The organism is Pseudomonas sp. Y3 TE3536 (genome assembly GCF_053629175.1).
The window spans coordinates 758,880-776,385 of the sequence record NZ_JBRJHU010000001.1 but is presented as its reverse complement, the minus strand read 5'-3'; the positions used below and the strand labels follow the sequence as shown (position 1 = coordinate 776,385).

At 65.2% G+C, this 17,506-nt stretch carries 19 protein-coding genes; 14 read left to right on the top strand and 5 right to left on the bottom strand.

Features of this window, described 5'->3' with window-relative positions; all coding sequences use genetic code 11:
• The gene (locus AB7M33_RS03495; protein WP_027595689.1) at nucleotides 1-312 is read left to right on the top strand and encodes an NGG1p interacting factor 3 protein, NIF3; all 312 of its coding nucleotides are present in this window, start codon (nucleotides 1-3) and stop codon (nucleotides 310-312) included.
• Nucleotides 313-415: 103 nt separating this feature from the next.
• Here the strand turns inward: AB7M33_RS03495 and tatC are convergent, their stop codons facing one another.
• Genes tatC through tatA form a run of 3 tightly spaced genes read right to left on the bottom strand, consistent with a single transcriptional unit; the run spans nucleotide 416 to nucleotide 1,697 of the window.
• Entirely contained in the window at nucleotides 416-1,177 is a 762-nt protein-coding gene (tatC, locus tag AB7M33_RS03490; RefSeq protein ID WP_454242426.1) for a twin-arginine translocase subunit TatC, read from the bottom strand.
• Nucleotides 1,174-1,464, bottom strand: coding sequence for a Sec-independent protein translocase protein TatB (gene tatB, locus AB7M33_RS03485; RefSeq protein ID WP_186675777.1), 291 nt, complete (start codon nucleotides 1,462-1,464; stop codon nucleotides 1,174-1,176). Before tatB ends, tatC begins: the two co-directional genes overlap by 4 nt.
• Nucleotides 1,464-1,697 carry a twin-arginine translocase TatA/TatE family subunit gene (gene tatA, locus AB7M33_RS03480; RefSeq protein WP_099428441.1) on the bottom strand — a complete coding sequence of 78 codons (234 nt, stop codon included), beginning with the start codon at nucleotides 1,695-1,697 and terminating at the stop codon, nucleotides 1,464-1,466. The genes tatB and tatA overlap by 1 nt, the downstream gene beginning before the upstream one ends.
• A gap of 147 nt (nucleotides 1,698-1,844) precedes the next feature.
• Between tatA and gspK the strand changes: the two genes are divergently transcribed.
• A complete protein-coding gene (gene gspK / locus AB7M33_RS03475; protein ID WP_454242425.1) occupies nucleotides 1,845-2,810 on the top strand; it encodes a type II secretion system minor pseudopilin GspK in 966 nt (321 codons plus the stop codon).
• A gap of 32 nt (nucleotides 2,811-2,842) precedes the next feature.
• Here the strand turns inward: gspK and AB7M33_RS03470 are convergent, their stop codons facing one another.
• Together AB7M33_RS03470 and AB7M33_RS03465 are read right to left on the bottom strand one after the other, a co-directional pair.
• Nucleotides 2,843-3,583: an RHS repeat-associated core domain-containing protein gene (locus AB7M33_RS03470; protein ID WP_265969754.1), complete on the bottom strand. Its 741-nt coding sequence runs from the start codon at nucleotides 3,581-3,583 to the stop codon at nucleotides 2,843-2,845.
• A gap of 350 nt (nucleotides 3,584-3,933) precedes the next feature.
• A complete protein-coding gene (locus AB7M33_RS03465; protein WP_454242424.1) occupies nucleotides 3,934-6,012 on the bottom strand; it encodes a PhoX family protein in 2,079 nt (692 codons plus the stop codon).
• Nucleotides 6,013-6,236: 224 nt separating this feature from the next.
• Between AB7M33_RS03465 and AB7M33_RS03460 the strand changes: the two genes are divergently transcribed.
• The 12 genes from AB7M33_RS03460 to gspN all read left to right on the top strand — a co-directional run bounded on the left by AB7M33_RS03460 (nucleotide 6,237) and on the right by gspN (nucleotide 16,827).
• Nucleotides 6,237-7,877: a lipoprotein UxpA gene (locus AB7M33_RS03460; RefSeq protein ID WP_454242423.1), complete on the top strand. Its 1,641-nt coding sequence runs from the start codon at nucleotides 6,237-6,239 to the stop codon at nucleotides 7,875-7,877.
• The gene (locus AB7M33_RS03455) at nucleotides 7,874-8,299 is read left to right on the top strand and encodes a pilus assembly protein PilZ (protein ID WP_186675786.1); all 426 of its coding nucleotides are present in this window, start codon (nucleotides 7,874-7,876) and stop codon (nucleotides 8,297-8,299) included. Before AB7M33_RS03460 ends, AB7M33_RS03455 begins: the two co-directional genes overlap by 4 nt.
• A 3-nt stretch (nucleotides 8,300-8,302) precedes the next feature.
• The gene (gene gspD, locus AB7M33_RS03450; protein WP_454242422.1) at nucleotides 8,303-10,078 is read left to right on the top strand and encodes a type II secretion system secretin GspD; all 1,776 of its coding nucleotides are present in this window, start codon (nucleotides 8,303-8,305) and stop codon (nucleotides 10,076-10,078) included.
• The gene (locus tag AB7M33_RS03445) at nucleotides 10,078-11,526 is read left to right on the top strand and encodes a GspE/PulE family protein (RefSeq protein ID WP_027595698.1); all 1,449 of its coding nucleotides are present in this window, start codon (nucleotides 10,078-10,080) and stop codon (nucleotides 11,524-11,526) included. The genes gspD and AB7M33_RS03445 overlap by 1 nt, the downstream gene beginning before the upstream one ends.
• Before the next feature lie 3 nt (nucleotides 11,527-11,529).
• Nucleotides 11,530-12,732, top strand: a complete 1,203-nt coding sequence (gspF, locus tag AB7M33_RS03440; RefSeq protein ID WP_274884242.1) for a type II secretion system inner membrane protein GspF — start codon at nucleotides 11,530-11,532, stop codon at nucleotides 12,730-12,732.
• Nucleotides 12,733-12,749: 17 nt separating this feature from the next.
• Nucleotides 12,750-13,184 (top strand): type II secretion system major pseudopilin GspG, encoded by a 435-nt coding sequence (gene gspG / locus AB7M33_RS03435; protein WP_027595700.1) that lies wholly within the window; start codon nucleotides 12,750-12,752, stop codon nucleotides 13,182-13,184.
• Nucleotides 13,185-13,286: 102 nt separating this feature from the next.
• Nucleotides 13,287-13,754, top strand: coding sequence for a type II secretion system minor pseudopilin GspH (gene gspH, locus AB7M33_RS03430; protein WP_265969750.1), 468 nt, complete (start codon nucleotides 13,287-13,289; stop codon nucleotides 13,752-13,754).
• Nucleotides 13,751-14,119, top strand: a complete 369-nt coding sequence (locus AB7M33_RS03425; protein WP_265969749.1) for a type II secretion system protein GspI — start codon at nucleotides 13,751-13,753, stop codon at nucleotides 14,117-14,119. The genes gspH and AB7M33_RS03425 overlap by 4 nt, the downstream gene beginning before the upstream one ends.
• Nucleotides 14,116-14,706, top strand: coding sequence for a PulJ/GspJ family protein (locus AB7M33_RS03420; RefSeq protein WP_265969748.1), 591 nt, complete (start codon nucleotides 14,116-14,118; stop codon nucleotides 14,704-14,706). The genes AB7M33_RS03425 and AB7M33_RS03420 overlap by 4 nt, the downstream gene beginning before the upstream one ends.
• The gene (gene gspL, locus AB7M33_RS03415) at nucleotides 14,703-15,788 is read left to right on the top strand and encodes a type II secretion system protein GspL (protein WP_454242421.1); all 1,086 of its coding nucleotides are present in this window, start codon (nucleotides 14,703-14,705) and stop codon (nucleotides 15,786-15,788) included. Before AB7M33_RS03420 ends, gspL begins: the two co-directional genes overlap by 4 nt.
• A complete protein-coding gene (gene gspM / locus AB7M33_RS03410; RefSeq protein ID WP_265969746.1) occupies nucleotides 15,785-16,171 on the top strand; it encodes a type II secretion system protein GspM in 387 nt (128 codons plus the stop codon). The genes gspL and gspM overlap by 4 nt, the downstream gene beginning before the upstream one ends.
• Complete coding sequence (gene gspN / locus AB7M33_RS03405) at nucleotides 16,168-16,827, top strand: type II secretion system protein N (protein ID WP_454242420.1); 660 nt, start codon at nucleotides 16,168-16,170, stop codon at nucleotides 16,825-16,827. The genes gspM and gspN overlap by 4 nt, the downstream gene beginning before the upstream one ends.
• Nucleotides 16,828-17,506 lie beyond the last annotated feature (679 nt).

Here is a 17,506-nt window from a genome sequence, read left to right as displayed (position 1 = left end):
GTGTACAAGCTCGCCTTCTTCGTCCCGGCCAGCCATGTCGAGGTGGTCAAGGCTGCCGTATTCGCCGCCGGTGGCGGGCGAATCGGTGACTATGACCACTGCGCCTGGCAAACCCTGGGCCAAGGCCAGTTTCGCCCGTTGGACGGCAGCCAGCCGTTTCTCGGGCAAACCGGCCAGGTCGAGGTGGTCGAGGAATGGAAGGTAGAGCTGGTGGTGGCTGACGACCTGATCGCTCAGGTCGTTGCCGCGCTCAAGCAGAGCCACCCGTACGAGACGCCTGCCTATGAAGTCTGGCCACTGGCCGACTTCTAGAGCGCATCAAGGCTTTTCGCGGGCAAGCCCGCTCCCACAGGGATATCACCGGTACTGAAGCTTGTGATATCCCTGTGGGAGCGGGCTTGCCCGCGAAGAGGCCCTACAATCCCGCCACAACTTCATTGCCAGGCTCAGGCCGTTTCAACCCGCTACACGCCAACAACCCCACCTCGAACAGCACCCACATCGGCACCGCCAGCATCGTCTGCGAAAACACGTCCGGCGGCGTCAGAATCATCCCCACCACAAAGCACCCGACGATCACGTAGGGCCGGCTACGGCGCAGTGTCGCCACATCCGCCAACCCCACCCAGACCACGATGAACGTCGCCACCGGGATCTCGAACGCCAGCCCGAATGCCAGGAACAGCGCCATGATGAAGTCCAGGTACTGGCTGATGTCGGTCATCATCGCCACCCCATCGGGCGTGACGCTGGCGAAAAAGCCGAACATCATCGGGAACACCAGAAAGAACGCGAACGCCATGCCGGCATAGAACAGCAGAATGCTCGACACCAGCAGCGGCAGGGCAATGCGCCGTTCCCGGCGGTACAGCCCCGGCGCCAGAAACCCCCAGGCCTGGTGCAACAACAGCGGCATGGCGACGAACAGCGCGCACATCGCGGTCAGCTTGAAGGGGGTCAGAAACGGTGAGGTGACACTGGTCGCGATCATGCTGGCGCCCTCTGGCAGGAAGCGGCGCAGTGGCTCCGAGATCAGTGTGTAGAGGGTCTGGGCGAAGGGGAACAGGCCGGCGAACACCAACGCGACCAGCCCCAGGCAACGCACCAGGCGCTTGCGCAGTTCGCGCAGGTGCTCGGTCAGCGGCATGCCTGGCGCAGGGTCCATGGCAAGGCTCATGAGGCATTCTCCCTGGGTGCAGCGACGGTTGCAGGGTCATTGGCCGGTGGTGCGGCAAGGCTGATGCCCTGGCGCATTTCCTGTTCCAGGCGCTGCAGGGGCGCGCTGTCGAAGTTGGGCAACTCGATCTCGCGCTCCATCTGTGCGCGCAGGCCCTGCATGGCCCTGCGCGCCTGGCCCAGGCCACGCCCAAGCGTGCGTGCCGCAACCGGCAGCCGCTCGGGGCCCAGCACCAGCAGTGCGACGATGCCGACCAGCAGCAACTCGCTGAAGCCTACCTCGAACATCAGGCCTGACGGTCCGCTTGCGGCTGGGGCGTTGCCTGGCCGGTCAACGGCGCCTGTTGCTGCACCTGGGCGGTGCCGGGCGGGGTGACGTCGTTGTCACCGCCCATGGACTTGCGAAACCCCTGGATCGCCTCGCCTACATCGCTGCCCAGGCCCTTGAGGCGCTTGGTGCCAAACAGCAGGAATACGATCATCAGTACGATCACCAGTTGCCAGATTCCAATGCCACCCATTGCGACTACTCCTGTAAGGCCATGAAAAGGAAGGGCAATCCTGCCTCGTGCAGATGACGTGAACATGACGGAACGCACCCTTGCCATCTACCTGCAACAACCGGCGTGTTGACTGGCGCTTTTACTGGCCATGAGAGGCGGGTGCAGATGGGTGGTAAACGACAGCACGGCGCGGCCCTGCTGATGGTGATGCTGGTGTTGGCGATGCTCGCCGCCGGTATGGCCTGGCTGGTGGAAGATGGCCGGCGCCAGGTTGATGAAGTGCGCTTGTTGCACCAGCGGGTGCAGGTCAGGGCCATGGAACAGGCCGGCTTGGCCTATGCTGAGCAGGCGCTGCGCGACCCGGCCTGGCGGCTGACCCCGTTGTTCTGGCAGGCCTTGCGCGGGCAACCGCTGAACTACGATTTTGGCGCAGGCCAGGCGCAACTGCGGGTGCGCGACCAGCACACGTGCTTCAACGTCAACGCATTGCTCGGTGCCGACGGTGAGCGCGCCGAGCGCCAGTTGCGCCGCTTGCTGGGCGACGACATGGCGGCAGAACGCCTGGTCGATGCCCTGGCCGATTGGCTGGACAATGACAGCGATACTCGCCTGCAAGGGGCTGAAAGTGCCCAATACCTGCGCCAGCAACCAGCGCGCCTGGCGGCCAACCAACCGATGCTCGACACCAGCGAGCTGAACTTGCTGCTGGAGCCAGATGCCACGCGCCAGGGCCGCTACCCAATGCTGTGCGCTTTGCCGCAAACCACTGGCTGGCGTTTGAACGCCAATGCCTTGGGCCTGGAGCATCTGCCCATGCTCGAAGCGTTGTACGAGGGGCGCTACCCACGCGCGCTGCTCAGCCGCATCATCAGTGGCCGGCCGGCGTCGGGGTATGTGGATGCCGCTGCGCTGCGCAAGGCGTTGGGGGCGGTGGATGACGAGACGTTCGAACGGTTGAGCGAAGGGTTGCTGCTCAACAGTGGGCATTTTCTGTTGCAGCTGTCGTTCGAGGAAGAGGGGCGGGTGATGCGCAGCGCGTTTCAGGTCGAGGCGCTAGGGGTGGTGCAGTGGCATGCGCGGGTGCCGGCGCAGCAGGTGCGGGTGCGTAGTCGGGAGCCGATGATTTGGTAAGCGGAACATCCTTGAGAAGACGGTTTAAAATCTTATAACTCACCTCTGGCAATCCTCATTGCAATCCTCGAAGCTCCCAGGGGGTCAGGCGTGCTGGCTAAGTCAATTGTCACCACAGAGCGTGGGCCCGCCCCTATAGCAAAAGTTTGACTTCCCGCAAAAGCATGGAGGCCGATACCAGCGAGCACTGTTAGGCTCGCAACAGTTACTGGGGGCCACTCGGCGATAACGTTAATGCCCCAATGATAAGTGGCGTGCACATTTATAATTTTGCGGTCAACAGTCTCTGTCATATGTCTGAAACCAGAGATGCGGTTTGCTAAGGTTTCATATAAGTTCGGGTGCACCCTATTTATTACCGTTTCAGAGATTGGAGGCGTGGGGCCGGCACCATCGATATCGTCTAGTAAAGGCCTTACAGTTGGTGATGCTCCAGACGCGGGGTAAATATTTTGCAGAAACCAGTTCCCTGCACGACGCATCAAGTGCCAGAATCGTCCGTTGGGATCCAGCCTATTGACAGGGTCATTTTGGCAGTATGCATAGCTATTAACGCCGCCTTTACCGAAAGGTGATAACGAGTCAGATTGGCCGAACCGCATCACCCTTGGATTGAACCAACGATGACCATGGCCCAGTGGGTAACATCCCGAGATTGCATTAAATCGTTGCCCGGTAAAGCCTAGTGGTGTGTTGAAACTGGCTAGGGCAGGAAAACCGTAAACAGTGAAGCGCTGTTGATGAGGCCCGTCGGTGGTCCCCAGCACAGTCATGAGTTGATCAACCCTGTAAAGCGAGGTGCTAGCGCCTGGCGTGCACTGCGCCACGACGCCTGCCTCACTGGCAAAGTAGCGCGTTGTGCAGGGGCCTGTCTCGGTCGAGAGTGCGCCGTTCTGATAAAACAGTTTATGAGTACGTGACAGAGGGCCATGAGACTGCATGATGAACCTGCCATGAAGTATGGGATGTCCGAAGATTCGGGCATTTCCCTCTCTCGGTCTACTGACAGAATTACCAGGTATTGGGTCCAGACGCTTTTTGGCCTACGCAGGTAACTCGAAACGGAATAAGCATCCACCGAGTTACCTGCCTGGCTCAACTGAGTCTAGGAAAAGCCTTTCGATCAGACCGTCCCGATCTCCCCGCCATCATCACGCTGAATCACCACCGTCGAAGCCCGCGGCCTTACCGTGGCCCCAGCCGGGGTAGCATCGGTCGCCTTGTCGGTATACGGCCAGTTCTCCGGGTGCTGGATGTTGACGAACATCGACTTGTTGTCCGGGCTGAAGGCAATGCCCGTCACCTCGCAACCGTTCGGCCCGACAAAGAAGCGCCGCAAGTCCACCTGGTTCTGCGCGTTGACCGGCACCTGCTTGCCCGTGGCATCTACCAGGTCAGTGGGGATTACCGCCAGCAGCTGGTCATTGGTGTAGTCGGTCAGCGTTGTTTCACCGTTGTCGGTCTCGAACCACAACACGCCACGGCTATCGAAGCTCATGCCGTCAGGGCTGGCGAACTGGTTCAGTTCGGTCAGGCCAGAGCGGTTGATGTCGGCGGTCCCGGCGGCATTGGCGCCAAACACGAAGATGTCCCAGCTGAAGCTCAACTGGTCGTCGCTGTCGTGCCAGCGAATGATGTGGCCGTGGCGGTTTGGGCCACGCGGGTTGGCCGCGTCGACTTTCTCTGGCGTACGCGCGCTGTTGTTGGTCAGGGTCAGGTAGACATCGCCATTGAGCGGGTTGACCGTGGTCCATTCTGGGCGGTCCATCGGGGTCGCGCCCACGGCATCGCCAGCACCCCGGGTGTTGAGGATGATGCCCGGCAGGTCACCGTACAGCGCGCCAAGGGTGCTGCCGGCGGTGGTGGGGGTGGCGACGTCGAGCAACAGCCACACGCCGGTGCCGTCGGCATTGAAGCGGGCCACATAGAGCTTGCCTTGGTCCATGTACTTGGCACCGGTGGCCAGGCGGTCGGCCGGGCTGGCGTCAGCGGCGTCCCACACGGCCGTGGAGACGAACTTGTACAGGTACTCGTTGTTCGAGTCGTCGCCCATGTACCAGACCAACGGCTTGCCGGCCACCGGCAGGCCTGGGCAGCACCCTTCGTGGCGGAAGCGGCCCAGCGCGGTGCGCTTGGTGGCTAGGGTGGCGTTGTTGTACGGGTCGATCTCGACGATGTAGCCATAGGTGCTGGCTTCGTTGCGGTAGTCGTCGCTGGCGCTGGCGCCTTTGACCGTTACGTCGAAACGGGCGAATTCGTCATTCACCTCGGTGCTGTCACCGGCGGCGCTTTCCCATTTGTACTGGCCGCTGGAGGTGCCTACGCCGATACGGCGCTGGTCTTCAGGGCGTGTGCCTTTGTTGACGAAGATGCCCGGCCAGTTCTCTTCGCAAGTCAGGTAGGTGCCCCACGGGGTGTAGCCGTTGCCGCAGTTGTTGTTGGTGCCGCGGCAGTGGGTGCCGCCCGTGGAGTACTTGGTCTTGACGTGGTCGGTGCCGCGCAGCGGGCCGGTGATCTCCATGCGCGAGGCGGTGGTGAAGCGGCGGTTCAGCGGGTCGTTGTCGACCACCTGCCAGCGCCCGCTGACTTTCTGCAGGCGTACCACGCCGGCGCCGTGGGCGTTGATCTCTTTGCGGATTTCTTCGGCCGGGCGCTTGCCGTTGACGTCAGTGGTCGGGCCGGCGGGGTGCAGGGCTGCCGCGTCGATGTATTCGAAGTTGATGGCCAGCAAGCCGTCTTCGGAGCTGCCATTGATCGGGAAGAAGTGCATGCCGTCATGGTGCATGCCCATGGCATTGGCCTGGTCGGTCGAGGTGTTGCTGCCATCGGACTTCCAGGGGTTGCCATTGCTGTTCAGCGGTGTGCCCCACGGCGCCAGCACATAGGCGCTGTAGCCTGCCGCGACGACACAGGCATCGGTGCGCGAGCCTGGGATGGACTGGAAGCCCAGTGCCAGTTTCGGGACTTCCGGTTCGGTTACCGGTGGCTCGGTCACCGGTGGTTCGGTGACAGGATCATCGTGATCGGAACCGCCATCACCGTCGAAGCAGCCTGTCAGGCCGGTCCCGGCGATCATGGCGATGGCGGCGCCCAGGCTGCCGCGCATGATGCTGCGGCGGCTCAGGTAGGCGTCCATGACGCTGGCCATCGGCAGATTGCCGCTGTGGTTCCGGTCCAGGTTGTCGCCGGTATCTCGACTCATCAGGGTGTCCTTATGTTGGCTGAGTTAGAGGAAACCGCGACTTTAGAGCGCAAGTATGATGATTCCTTGGCAGAAATATGAACGCGCGCTTAAAACTACTCGTTCTTACGTTTGGCCCTGACAGATCAATTCGGAATTGCTGTCTGATTTCTGCCATCAAACTGTCATGCGAACGCCGCAACATCCGGAGCCCAACGTGAACTTGGTTAAGGATGGCGGGCTCGATGGTAAGCAGTGTGAACAGGCGCGAAGTGATCAGCTGGATGGGCGTCGGTGCCTTGGCACCCTTGCTCGGCGCCTGTTCCGCCTTGCCAGGCCAACGTGGTGGCAATGCCAACCTGGATTTGCTGTATGTCGCCGACACCCTCGATGCCCGCCAGCCTGGCTTGGCCGTTGTCCCGGCAACGCGCCTGGGGCCGGTCAGCCACCTGGGGCGTGCGCCGTGGATGACCGGTGCCAGTGCCAGCATCGCCTTCCCGCACTTGGCCGCCTTGCTGGATGCCAGCCAGGCCGCGCACGCCAACCTCGGTGGCTACGCCGTGCTGGCCGCATTGCTGGAGCAGTTGCGTGGCGAGGCCGGGGCCGGCAACAGCCTGACCCTGGAAAACGGCCAAGGCTGGAACGGCAGCGGCCTGGCCTACCTGACCCAAGGTGAAAGCGGCGTGCAGGGCAGCCAATTGCTGGGCAGCGACGCACGCGTCAGCAGTGACGAGCGTGTGCTCTGGCCGCAGCGCAGCACGGCGCTTTACCGGCAGGCTGCTGCCATTACGCTGGGCGCGGGGCTGGCCGACGAACAACGCGAAACCCTGGGGCTTGAAGCACTGCACCTGTTCGAACGGGGCGGTGCGCGCATTGCCGTGGTCGGCGTGACCGACCCTTACGCCCAAGACCAGAAAGCCTCCCTCAAACAGTGGTACCAGTCTTTGCTGCCGGTATTCGAGCAGGCCCGGCGCGAAGCCGACCTGGTCGTGGCCATGGCCGATGTCGGCACCGGGCCTGGGCTGTGGCTGGCTGAACGGCTGCCGGCAATCGACGTGTTGCTCTGTGCGCGTGGCCAGGACCTGTGGCCGACGCCCGTGCAGGCCACCCAGGCCAACGGCCGCCGCGTACCTGTGCTGTTTGCCGGGTGCCGGGGCAGCGGGGCGTTTCGCCTGCGTTGCCAACAGGTGGCCGGGCAATGGCAGTTCGAGGGGCGTTTCTTCCCAGCGTTCGAACAGCAGCTTTCCCCGGCTGCGCAGGTACGCGCCGGGCAATTTCAGGCACAACTGAACCAACAGCGCGCCGGCCACGCGGCGTGGCTCGATCAACCGCTGGCCAAGGCACCCCAGGCCTTGTGGCGGCGTGACACCCGCGGCGGCAGCTGGGACCGCCTGCTGCACCAGGCCCTGGCCGATGACAACAATTTGCCTGTGCTGCTGCCGGGCCTGCGTTATGACTGCCCATTGGCCTCAGGTGCAGCGATCACCCGCGAGCACCTGATCAGCCTGACCGGCGGCTACCCGGCCCCGGTGGTCGAGGCCCCGGCCAGGCAGGTGGAGCAAGTGCTGGAAAATGCCGCGGAACAGTTGTTCGGCGACCCGCTGCTGCTGGACAACAGCCAAGACCTGCCGCGCTGGCAAGGCCAGGCCTGGGGTGTCAGCTACAGCCCGCAAGGCAAGCGCATCACCGGCCTGGAACCGGTCCAGGGGCTGTGCCGCACCTTTGGGCTGCAGTTCGCGTCGCAGGCCGGCGAGCCACTTTGGCAGCGGGTAGAAGCCTGGCTGACGCGGCAAGGCGCCGACTGGCAACTGGCGCCGCTGCAGGTGCCCGAGGTGCGCTATGTGCAGGGGCACCCGGGCTGGCATCCACGGCAGTTGGCTTCGTGAGCCTTGGCGCGCGGCTGCTCACCGGTGGCTGCCTGACGTTGGCCGGTTGGCTGGCGGCGCAGTGCGTGCTGCAACTGGGCCGCCAGCCACAACCGGCCAGCCCCGCCCAGGCAGCTGCAGCCCAGTTGCCTGGGTTGATGGTCGGCCATTGGCAGGCGCCGGTCGATGACGGCGCGATCGTCATCACCCGTTTGCCACTGCACTACCTGGGTGGCCTCAAGGCCCAGCCGTTGTCGGCCAGCGTGGTGGTGCTGCGCTACGGCCAGCAGGTGCGCACACTGGCCCGCGGCCAGCGCCTGGCGCCAGGGATCGTGCTGCAGGACATCGACACCGATGGCCTGATTTTCAACAACCAGGGGCGGCGCGAACGCCTGCCCTGGCCGCCACGCCCCGCCGTGACCGGCTTCAAGCGGCAAGGATGAACGATGCCTGTTAAATACTGCGTGGCGGCTGCGCTGAGCCTGGCCCTGGCCGTGGCCTTACCCCAGGTCAGTGCCGAGGAGCCGGTGTTCGATGACAACGGCACGCCGATGTACGAAGTGAACTTCGTCGACACCGAACTGGGCGAGTTCATCGACAGCGTGTCGCGCATCACCGGCACCACGTTCATCGTCGACCCCCGGGTAAAGGGCAAGGTCACCGTGCGCACCGTTGACCTGCACGACGCCGATGCCATCTATGACATCTTCCTGGCGCAGCTGCGCGCCCAGGGTTACGCCACCGTCGACCTGCCCAATGGCAGCGTGAAGATCGTCCCCGACCAGGCGGCGCGCCTGGAGCCGGTGCCGGTGGAGCCTGCCGGGCAGCAGGGCGCGGGCAGCGACAGCGTGGCCACGCGGGTATTCGATTTACGCAACGCTGCCACCGAGCAAGTGGTTGGCATCCTCAAACCCCTGGTCGACCCACGGGTAGGGGTGATCACCCCTTACCCGGCCGCGCACCAGTTGGTGGTTACCGACTGGCGCAGCAACCTCGAACGCATCGCCAGCCTGCTGCGCCAGCTCGACCGCCCCAGCGAAGCAGTGGGCAGCGCCAGCACCCAAGTCATGTACCTGCGCCACGCCAATGCCAGTGAAGTGGTGAAGGTATTGCGCGGGCTCAGCCAGGAAGGCATGGCACCGGCGCAAAGCACAGGCGAAGGGGATAGCAAAGAGCCGCCGGTGACGGCCGCTGCCAGTAGCTCGGGCATCCGCCTGGAGTACGAAGAGGGCACCAATGCCGTGGTCATGGTCGGCCCCGACAGCGAACTGGCCGCCTACCGCGCCATCGTCGAGCAACTGGACATCCGCCGCGCCCAGGTGGTGGTCGAGGCGATCATCGCCGAGGTCTCCGACAGCAGTGCGCAAGAGCTGGGCGTGCAGTGGTTGTTCGCTGACGAGAAGTTCGGTGCCGGTATCGTCAACTTCGGCAGCAACGGGGTGAACATCGCCAACATTGCGGGGGCTGCGGCCAGCGAAGACAGTGAGGCACTGGGCAAACTGCTGTCGGCCACCACGGGTGCCACGGCGGGCATCGGCCATTTTGGGGGCGGTTTCAACTTTGCCATGCTGGTCAATGCGCTCAAGGGCAAGAGCGGTTTCAACCTGCTCTCCACCCCGACCCTGCTGACCCTGGACAATGCCGAGGCGTCGATCCTGGTCGGCCAGGAAGTGCCCTTCGTCACCGGCTCCGTGACACAGAACAACGCCAACCCTTACCAGACCATCGAGCGCAAGGAAGTCGGGGTCAAGCTGCGGATCAAGCCGCAGATCAACGTCGACAACAGCGTGCGCCTGGACATCGTCCAGGAGGTCTCGTCGATTGCCGATTCCAGCGCCGCCAGCGATGTGATCACCAACAAGCGCGAGATCAAGACCAAGGTCATGGTCGAAGACAACGGCCTGGTGATTCTGGGCGGGCTGATCAGCGACGAGTTGAGCACCAGCAATCAGCGGGTGCCGCTGCTCGGGGACATTCCTTACCTGGGTCGGCTGTTCCGCTCCGACGCCAGCAAGAACACCAAGCAGAACCTGATGGTCTTCATCCGCCCGCGCATCCTGCGCGACGGGCCGAGCCTGGCCGGGCTCAGCGAGAACAAGTACCGCACCTTGCAGCAGACCACCCCGCTTCAGCTGCCAAACCTTGCGGGCGCAGAAGGTGGTACGCCACTGCTGCAGGTGTTCCCCGCCAGCCGAGCGCGCCTGGAAGGGGGTGACTGGTGATGCTGCCCTATCGCCTGGCACGCCAGGCCGGCCTGGCCATGACCCCGACCGACAGCGGCTGGCAATTGTGGCTGCGCCGCGACGCCGACAGTGACCAGTTGCAGGAGCTGCTGCGCGTGCATGGCCAGCCCAGCGCGCTGGCCTACCTGGAGCCTGCGGCATTCGACGAGCAATTGGGCCAGCTTTATCAGGGCGGCGATGCGGCCACCGAAGCGCTGATCGAAGGCATTGGCGACCAGGTAGACCTCGACAGCCTGATGAGCGAGATGCCGCGCATCGAAGACTTGCTCGAAAGCGATGACGAGGCGCCGGTCATCCGCCTGATCAATGGCCTGTTCGGCCAGGCCTTGCGCCTGCGTGCCTCGGACATTCATATCGAGACCTTCGAGCAGAGCCTGGTGGTGCGCCTGCGGGTCGACGGCCACCTGCGCGAGGTGCTGCGCCCGCCGCGGGCGCTGTCGGCGATGCTGGTGTCGCGGATCAAAGTCATGGCGCGGCTGGACATCGCCGAGAAACGCCAGCCCCAGGACGGCCGCATCACCTTGCGTGCAGCGGGGCGCGAGGTCGATGTGCGGGTGTCGACCTTGCCCGGCATCCATGGCGAGCGCGTGGTGATGCGTGTGCTCGACAAGCAGGCCAGCCTGCTGGCGCTGGACAACCTGGGCATGCCGGCAGCGGTGCTCGATGGCCTGCGCAGTTGCCTGGCGCGGCCCAATGGCATCGTGCTGTCCACCGGCCCGACCGGCTCGGGCAAGACCACCACGCTGTACGCCAGCCTCAACAGCCTCAACGATGGCAGCCGCAACATCCTCACCGTCGAAGACCCGGTGGAGTACGCCATCGCCGGCATCGGCCAGACCGCGATCAACCCCCGCGCCGGGCTGACATTCGCCACGGGCCTGCGGGCCATCCTGCGCCAGGACCCGGATGTGATCATGCTGGGTGAGATCCGCGACCAGGAAACCGCGCAGATAGCCGTGCAGGCCAGCCTCACCGGCCACTTGGTGCTGTCGACCCTGCACACCAACAGTGCGGTGGGCGCGGTGACCCGTTTGCGTGACATGGGCATCGAACCGTTCCTGATCGCCTCGTGCCTGCGCGGTGTGTTGGCACAGCGCCTGGTGCGGCGGCTGTGCCAGTGCGCGGTGGCGCAGCCGCTGCAAGCGGCCGAGCGTGACCTGTGGCCTGAACTGTGTGCATTGGGCAGCAGTTACCACGCAGTGGGGTGTGAGCTGTGCCAGGGCAGCGGTTATGTCGGGCGCCTGGGCCTGTACGAATTCATCGAACTGGACGCCGGCCTGATCGCGCTGCTGTACGACGGCGCCAGTGAGCAAGCCATGCAGGACTACTTGGCCGATCGTCGACGCAGCCTGGTGGCCATGGCCAGTGATTGCCTGGCGCGGGGCGAAACCAGCCTGGCCGAAGTGCTGCGCGCGGTGCAGGGCTGAGCCATGCCGACTTATCGCTATCAAGCCGTCGACCTGGCCGGCAAAGCCCACAAGGCCAGCCTGCAGGCCGACAGCGAGCGCCATGCACGGCAACTGTTGCGTGAGCAGGGCCTGTTCGCCCGCCAATTGCAACGCCATGAGGCAGGTACCCGGCAACCCCGCCGCCAGCGCTTGAGCCGTGCACAGCTGTGCGAATTGACCCGCCAGTTAGCGACGTTGACTGGCGCGGGCATACCCTTGGTCGATGCCTTGGCCACACTCGAACGGCAATTACGCCAGCCGGCCTTGCACAGCGTGTTGGTCGCCTTGCGCGGCTCGCTCGCCGAGGGCCTGGGGCTGGCGCGTAGCCTGGCCCGCCAGGGGGCGCCGTTCAGTGGCCTGTACTGTGCGCTGGTCGAGGCCGGTGAGCGCTCCGGGCGGCTGGCCCAGGTGCTCACGCGCCTGGCCGATCACCTGGAGCAGGTGCAACGGCAACAGCACAAAGCGCGTACTGCCTTGATCTACCCCTGTGTGCTGATGGGCGTGTCGCTGGCGGTGGTGGTCGGCCTGATGACTTTCGTAGTGCCCAAGCTCACCGAACAGTTCGCCCACGCCGGGCAGAGCCTGCCGTTGATTACCGCCGTGCTGATCGGCCTGAGCCAAGGGCTGGTGCACGCCGGGCCGTGGCTGCTGGGGTTGGCGCTGGCAGGGGCGCTGCTCGCCAACTGGCTGCTGCGCAAGCCGCATTGGTGCCTGCGCCGAGACGCATGGCTGTTGCGCCTGCCACGTATCGGCAGCCTGCTGCAGGTGCTGGAAAGCGCACGCCTGGCGCGCAGCCTGGCGATTCTCAGCGGCAGTGGCGTAGCCCTGCTCGAAGCGTTGCAGGTGGCCACCGAGACGGTCGCCAACCGGCGCATTCGCCAGGCCATGGAACAGGTGCGCCAGCAGGTGCAGGGCGGCACCAGCCTGCACCGTGCGCTGGATGCCTGCCAACAGTTTCCGCCGTTGCTGGTGAACATGGTCGGCAGCGGCGAGGCCAGCGGCACGTTGGCTGACATGCTCGAACGCGTCGCCGACGACCAGGAACGCGGCTTCGCCCGCCAGGTGGACACCGCCATGGCGCTTTTCGAACCCCTGATGATCCTGGTGATGGGCGCCGTGGTGCTGTTCATCGTGCTGGCGGTGCTGCTGCCGATCATGCAACTCAACCAGGGCCTGCAACTGTGAACACAAGGAGTACTTCCATGCAGCATCGTCGTAACCGTCAGCGTGGTTTCACCCTCATGGAGATCATGGTGGTGATCTTCATCATCGGCCTGCTGATCGCCGTGGTCGCTCCCAGCGTGCTGGGCAACCAAGACAAAGCCATGCGGCAGAAGGTGATGGCCGACCTTGCCACCCTCGAACAGGCACTGGACATGTATCGGCTGGATAACCTGCGGTTCCCGAGCAATGAACAAGGCCTGGCTGCGCTGGTGAAAAAACCGGCCCAGGAGCCGCTGCCGCGTTCGTGGCGCAGCGATGGTTATGTGCGCCGCTTGCCGGAAGATCCGTGGGGTACTCCTTACCAGTACCGCATGCCGGGTGAGCATGGCCGGGTGGATGTTTACTCGCTGGGCGCCGATGGTGTGCCGGGCGGTGAGGGTCAGGATGCCGACTTGGGTAACTGGGCGCTGTAACCGATGCGCGATGAATCCAATGCCGCATGGGGCTGCTTTGCAGCCCTCTCGCGACACAAGGCCGCTCCTACAGGCCGGCGCTGTGCGTGTAGGAGCGGCCTTGTGTCGCGAAAGGGGCGCAAAGCGCCCCCAAAAGCCCATCAACACGGCTTCAGCCTGATCGAACTGCTGGTGGTACTGGCCATCGCCGGCCTGATGACCGGGCTCGCCGTGGCGTCGCTCGACAGCGGCAAGGCCAGCGTCGATCAGGCCTTGCAGCGGCTGGCTGCACAGGTTCACGTGCAGGCCGCCGAGGCACGGCATGCCGGCCAGTTACGCGGGCTGCGCTGGACCGGCCAGCGCCCGGAGTTCGTGCGGCGTGAACGCGATGGCTGGGTCGTCGAACCGGTCAGCCTGGGCGAGTGGCCCAAGGGCTTGCAGCCCGACTGGCCAGCCAGCCCGCAGCCGCGCCTGCTGTTCACCCCGCAAGGTTGGGCGCAACCGGGTTCGGTGCGCTGGCGCTGGGCCGAGGGCAGCCAGCAATGGGCCTGGAGCCGAGACGGCCGCCTGCAGACGGCGGCGCTGCCATGAAGCGCCAACAGCGTGGTTTTACCCTGCTGGAAGTGACCGTGGCCCTGGCGATTGCCGCCGTGTTGGCGGTCATCACCAGCCAGGTCCTGCGCCAGCGCCTGGCGGTGCAGGACAACTTGCAACAGCACCGCCTTGGCCTGCTCTGCGCCCGCGAACTGCAAGCCCGTTTCACCGTCGAGCAGTACTGGCCGGCCCACAATCAGGTGGATGGGCAGCTGAGCCAAGGCGGCCAGGTGTGCCATTGGCAGCTGAAACTGCGCCGCACCGGCGTGCGTGACCTGCGCAGGGGTGAACTGCTGCTGTTCGGCGACCGCGATCAGCGGCTGCCGCTTGGCCAATACAGTGTGTTTCTGGAGCGCCCATGAAGCGGCAGCAGGCAGGCCTGACCCTGATCGAACTGATGGTGGCCCTGGCCCTCACCGCGCTGCTCGGCGTCATGCTGGCAGCGTTGGTCAATGGCTGGCTGAAGGTGCGTGAGCGGTTGCAGGTGAGCAGCCAGGAGGCGTCGGTGCTGGATTTCTGCCTGGCCCTGGAGCGGCGCTTCGACAGCCCGGCCCTGCGCCGGGTGTATGACCAGCGATTGCCCTTGCCCAGCCGTTGGTTCGACTGGCAAGCGGCGAGCGGCCAACTGCTGTGGGTGGCGGCGACAGGCCTGCCCGAAGCCGAAGGCGGGTCGCGTCTGCAGCGCCAGCGTCTGCGCTTCGAGGCGCGTGAGCAACGCCTGCTGCTGGAAACCTCGGCGGACCTGTATGCCGCCTCGGCGCCGCGCTGGGTGCTGCGTGAACAGCTAGGGCGGGTGAGCGCGATGAACATCCTTTACCACCAGGGTGGCCGCTGGCTGCCCTGGCCTTCCGACCAACCCGCGCACCCCGGCCGTGGCGTGCGCCTGGAATTGCAACGTGATGGAGCACCGTATGCCTGCACCTTCGTCCTTCCCTGGGGGCGCTCATGAACCTTGACTGGCGTCGACGCTCACCGGCTCGACCTTGGCTGTTGGTGCGTCCTGGCAACCCTTGGGACTGGTTACTGGTCGAGAGCGGTGTCGCGCTACGCCAGGGGCAGGGCGAACCGCCGGCGAACCTGCAGGCACGGGTGGCGTTGATCGTGCCGGCCGAGCACTGCAGCCATTTCCAGTTGCCCGCACCGCCAGGGCTCAAACGGGAAGAATGGCCATTGCTGCTTGAAGATCGCTTGCTGCAAGGCGCGGATGAGGTGGTGTGCGGGTATTTGGGGCGCGAGGCCGGGCAAGTTCGGTTACTGGCGGTGGCGCGCGAGCGCCTGGACGATTGGCGCGGGCAATGCGCTGAGTGGGGGCTGATGGCCGAGCGTTGCTGGGCCGAATTCCAGTTGCTGCCGGCACCCGAGGCGGGGGCCGCCTGGTGGTGGCGCAAGCAAGACGGGGTCAGCCTGCTCAAGGGGCTGAGCGAAGACGCTGGCGAGCATTGGCTGGCCTGGCCTGAAGCCATGGGCGAGGTGCTGGTCGAACCCTGGCCGCAGTTACGCAGGCTACTTCTAGAAGGCCAGTGGCCTACAGCATTGGCAGCGCTCGACAGCTTGCCTGGCCTGTTCGAGCAGCGGCGGCGTCGCACGTTGGCGGGGCCGACGCGGCAGCAGTGCCAGCTCATGGCTGCCTGCCTGCTGTTGGCGTGCACCTGGGGCGGCGTGTGGGCGGCCCAGCAATGGCGCCAGGCCCAGCTCTGGCAAGCCCAGGTGATTGCCGTGACGGGTGAGCAGGCGGGCCCCAGGCAGGCGGCGCAGGCGCTCAAGCGCCTGCGTGAGGCCGGCTTGCAGCAGCAAGTGCGCCTGCGTCAGCTCGACGATTTACAAGGGCGCTTGCACGCCTGGCTGAGTGAGCATCCCGGCTGGCGCCTGCAAGCGGTGCGCTTTGATGGGCAGCGCTGGCATGTGCGGCTGGAGGGCGAGGGCGCCACACCTCCTTGGCGCGAGATGGCCAGTGCGGTGGGCGCTCAGGTGCAGGTCAGTGGCGGCGAGTCATCGCCAACCGTGGTGTTCGACTTGGAGGTGGCGGCATGAGCACGGCGTGGATGCAGCGTCACCGTTTGCCGCTGGCCGTGTGCCTCATCGCGCTGCTGTCGAGCGTGCTGCTGCTACGTGAAGGCGTGGCGCAATGGCGCGCGCTGAGCCAATGGCAGGCGCTGGCGCAAATGGCAGTAGGTTTGCAGGGCGGTGCGACGCTGAACCTGGAGCGTCTGCGCCAGTCGGCTCAGGCGCGGCAGATCGAATTACTGGAGGTGGTCACGCAGGGCGAGGCCTGGCACCTGCGCGGTCAGGTGGGCGATGAGCAGGCCTTGCTGGGTTGGGTACGTGCGCTGCAGGCCGAAGGCGCACAGCCCTTGCAGTGGGGGCTGGAGCAAGACACCCAGGGCATGCGCTTCGACCTGGTACTTCGGCCATGAGCCGGGGCGCAGTGGCGTGGTTGCTGCTGGTGGTCAGTGTGACCTTACTGGTGCAGTTGCCCGCCAGCTGGCTGGTGCGTGGTTTCGGGGTACCGGCCGCAGGTGTGAGCGGCAGCCTGTGGCAGGGGCAGGCGCGGCAGATCGGCCCGTTCGGGCCGTTGCAATGGGCCTTACAGCCTTGGCGTTTGCAAGGGCAGGGCGCGCTGGGGTTTCAAGGGCAGGCGTGGCACGTGCAGGTCCACGGTTGGCCCTGGCGCTGGGAGGGGGACGTACGCCCGGCAGCGGCACAGGTGACGGTACCGGCGGCGTATCGCCTGGCCGGGCAGTGGCAGGGTTCGGTGCGTGTACAGGGGGCGTGGCGGCAATGCCTGGCCAGCGATGGGCGCCTCACGGTTACGGACTTGGCGCTGAGTGAGCCCTGGTCGCTGGGGTTGGGGCAGGGCCGGGTCGAGGTGCAGTGCCGCGGGGGTTGGCACCTGTTGGGGCAGTTGCTGCAGCCAGGGCAGCATCAGCTCGACGTGGACGCCGATGTGCGGGGGCGACAGGCCCAGATCGCCATCGCGCTGCAACCCGATGCTGCCCTGACCCCGCTGCTGCGCGGCGCGCAGTGGCTGGGGCCGGAGGCAACGACAGGGCAGCGGCGCGTCCGTTGGTAACCACCCCGAATCTGCGGCCAAGCGCACCCCCTGTAGGAGCAGCCTCGTGCTGCGAAGAGGCCGGTGACAACACACTAAATCTTCGCTGCTGCCACGGGCCTCTTCGCAGCACAAGGCTGCTCCTACCGGTGCGCGCAGTGGCTGGGCCTGGAGGAAACGACAGGGCAGCGGCGGGGCCGTTGGTAACCACCCGAATCTGCGGTGAAACGCACCCCCCTGTAGGAGCACCTCGTGCTGCGAAGAGGCCGGTGACAACACACTAAATCTTCGCTGCTGCCACGGGCCTCTTCGCAGCACAAGGCTGCTCCTACCGGTGGGCGCAGTGGCTGGGCCTGGAGGAAACGGCAGGGCAGCGGCGGGTCCGTTGGTAACCACCCGAATCTGCGGTGGAACGCACCCCCCTGTAGGAGCAGCCTTGTGCTGCGAAGAGGCCGGTGACAACACACTAAATCTTCGCTGCTGCTAAGGGCCTCTTCGCAGCACAAGGCTGCTCCTACCGGTGGGCGCAGTGGCTGGGGCCGGAGGCAACGGCAGGGCAGCGGCGGGGCCGTTGGTAACCACCCCGAATCTGCGGTGAAACGCCGCCCCTGTAGGAGCAGCCTCGTGCTGCGAAGAGGCCGGTGACAACACACTAAATCTTCGCTGCTGCCACGGGCCTCTTCGCAGCACAAGGCTGCTC

Bases quoted from the DNA above. Each gene is read 5' to 3' on its own strand.
- tatC (WP_454242426.1), bottom strand. From the start codon at position 1,177: ATGAGCCTTGCCATGGACCCTGCGCCAGGCATGCCGCTGACCGAGCAC.
- tatB (WP_186675777.1), bottom strand. From the start codon at position 1,464: ATGTTCGAGGTAGGCTTCAGCGAGTTGCTGCTGGTCGGCATCGTCGCA.
- tatA (WP_099428441.1), bottom strand. From the start codon at position 1,697: ATGGGTGGCATTGGAATCTGGCAACTGGTGATCGTACTGATGATCGTA.
- gspK (WP_454242425.1), top strand. From the start codon at position 1,845: ATGGGTGGTAAACGACAGCACGGCGCGGCCCTGCTGATGGTGATGCTG.
- AB7M33_RS03470 (WP_265969754.1), bottom strand. From the start codon at position 3,583: ATGACTGTGCTGGGGACCACCGACGGGCCTCATCAACAGCGCTTCACT.
- AB7M33_RS03465 (WP_454242424.1), bottom strand. From the start codon at position 6,012: ATGAGTCGAGATACCGGCGACAACCTGGACCGGAACCACAGCGGCAAT.
- AB7M33_RS03460 (WP_454242423.1), top strand. From the start codon at position 6,237: ATGGTAAGCAGTGTGAACAGGCGCGAAGTGATCAGCTGGATGGGCGTC.
- gspD (WP_454242422.1), top strand. From the start codon at position 8,303: ATGCCTGTTAAATACTGCGTGGCGGCTGCGCTGAGCCTGGCCCTGGCC.
- AB7M33_RS03445 (WP_027595698.1), top strand. From the start codon at position 10,078: ATGCTGCCCTATCGCCTGGCACGCCAGGCCGGCCTGGCCATGACCCCG.
- gspF (WP_274884242.1), top strand. From the start codon at position 11,530: ATGCCGACTTATCGCTATCAAGCCGTCGACCTGGCCGGCAAAGCCCAC.
- gspG (WP_027595700.1), top strand. From the start codon at position 12,750: ATGCAGCATCGTCGTAACCGTCAGCGTGGTTTCACCCTCATGGAGATC.
- AB7M33_RS03425 (WP_265969749.1), top strand. From the start codon at position 13,751: ATGAAGCGCCAACAGCGTGGTTTTACCCTGCTGGAAGTGACCGTGGCC.
- AB7M33_RS03420 (WP_265969748.1), top strand. From the start codon at position 14,116: ATGAAGCGGCAGCAGGCAGGCCTGACCCTGATCGAACTGATGGTGGCC.
- gspL (WP_454242421.1), top strand. From the start codon at position 14,703: ATGAACCTTGACTGGCGTCGACGCTCACCGGCTCGACCTTGGCTGTTG.
- gspM (WP_265969746.1), top strand. From the start codon at position 15,785: ATGAGCACGGCGTGGATGCAGCGTCACCGTTTGCCGCTGGCCGTGTGC.
- gspN (WP_454242420.1), top strand. From the start codon at position 16,168: ATGAGCCGGGGCGCAGTGGCGTGGTTGCTGCTGGTGGTCAGTGTGACC.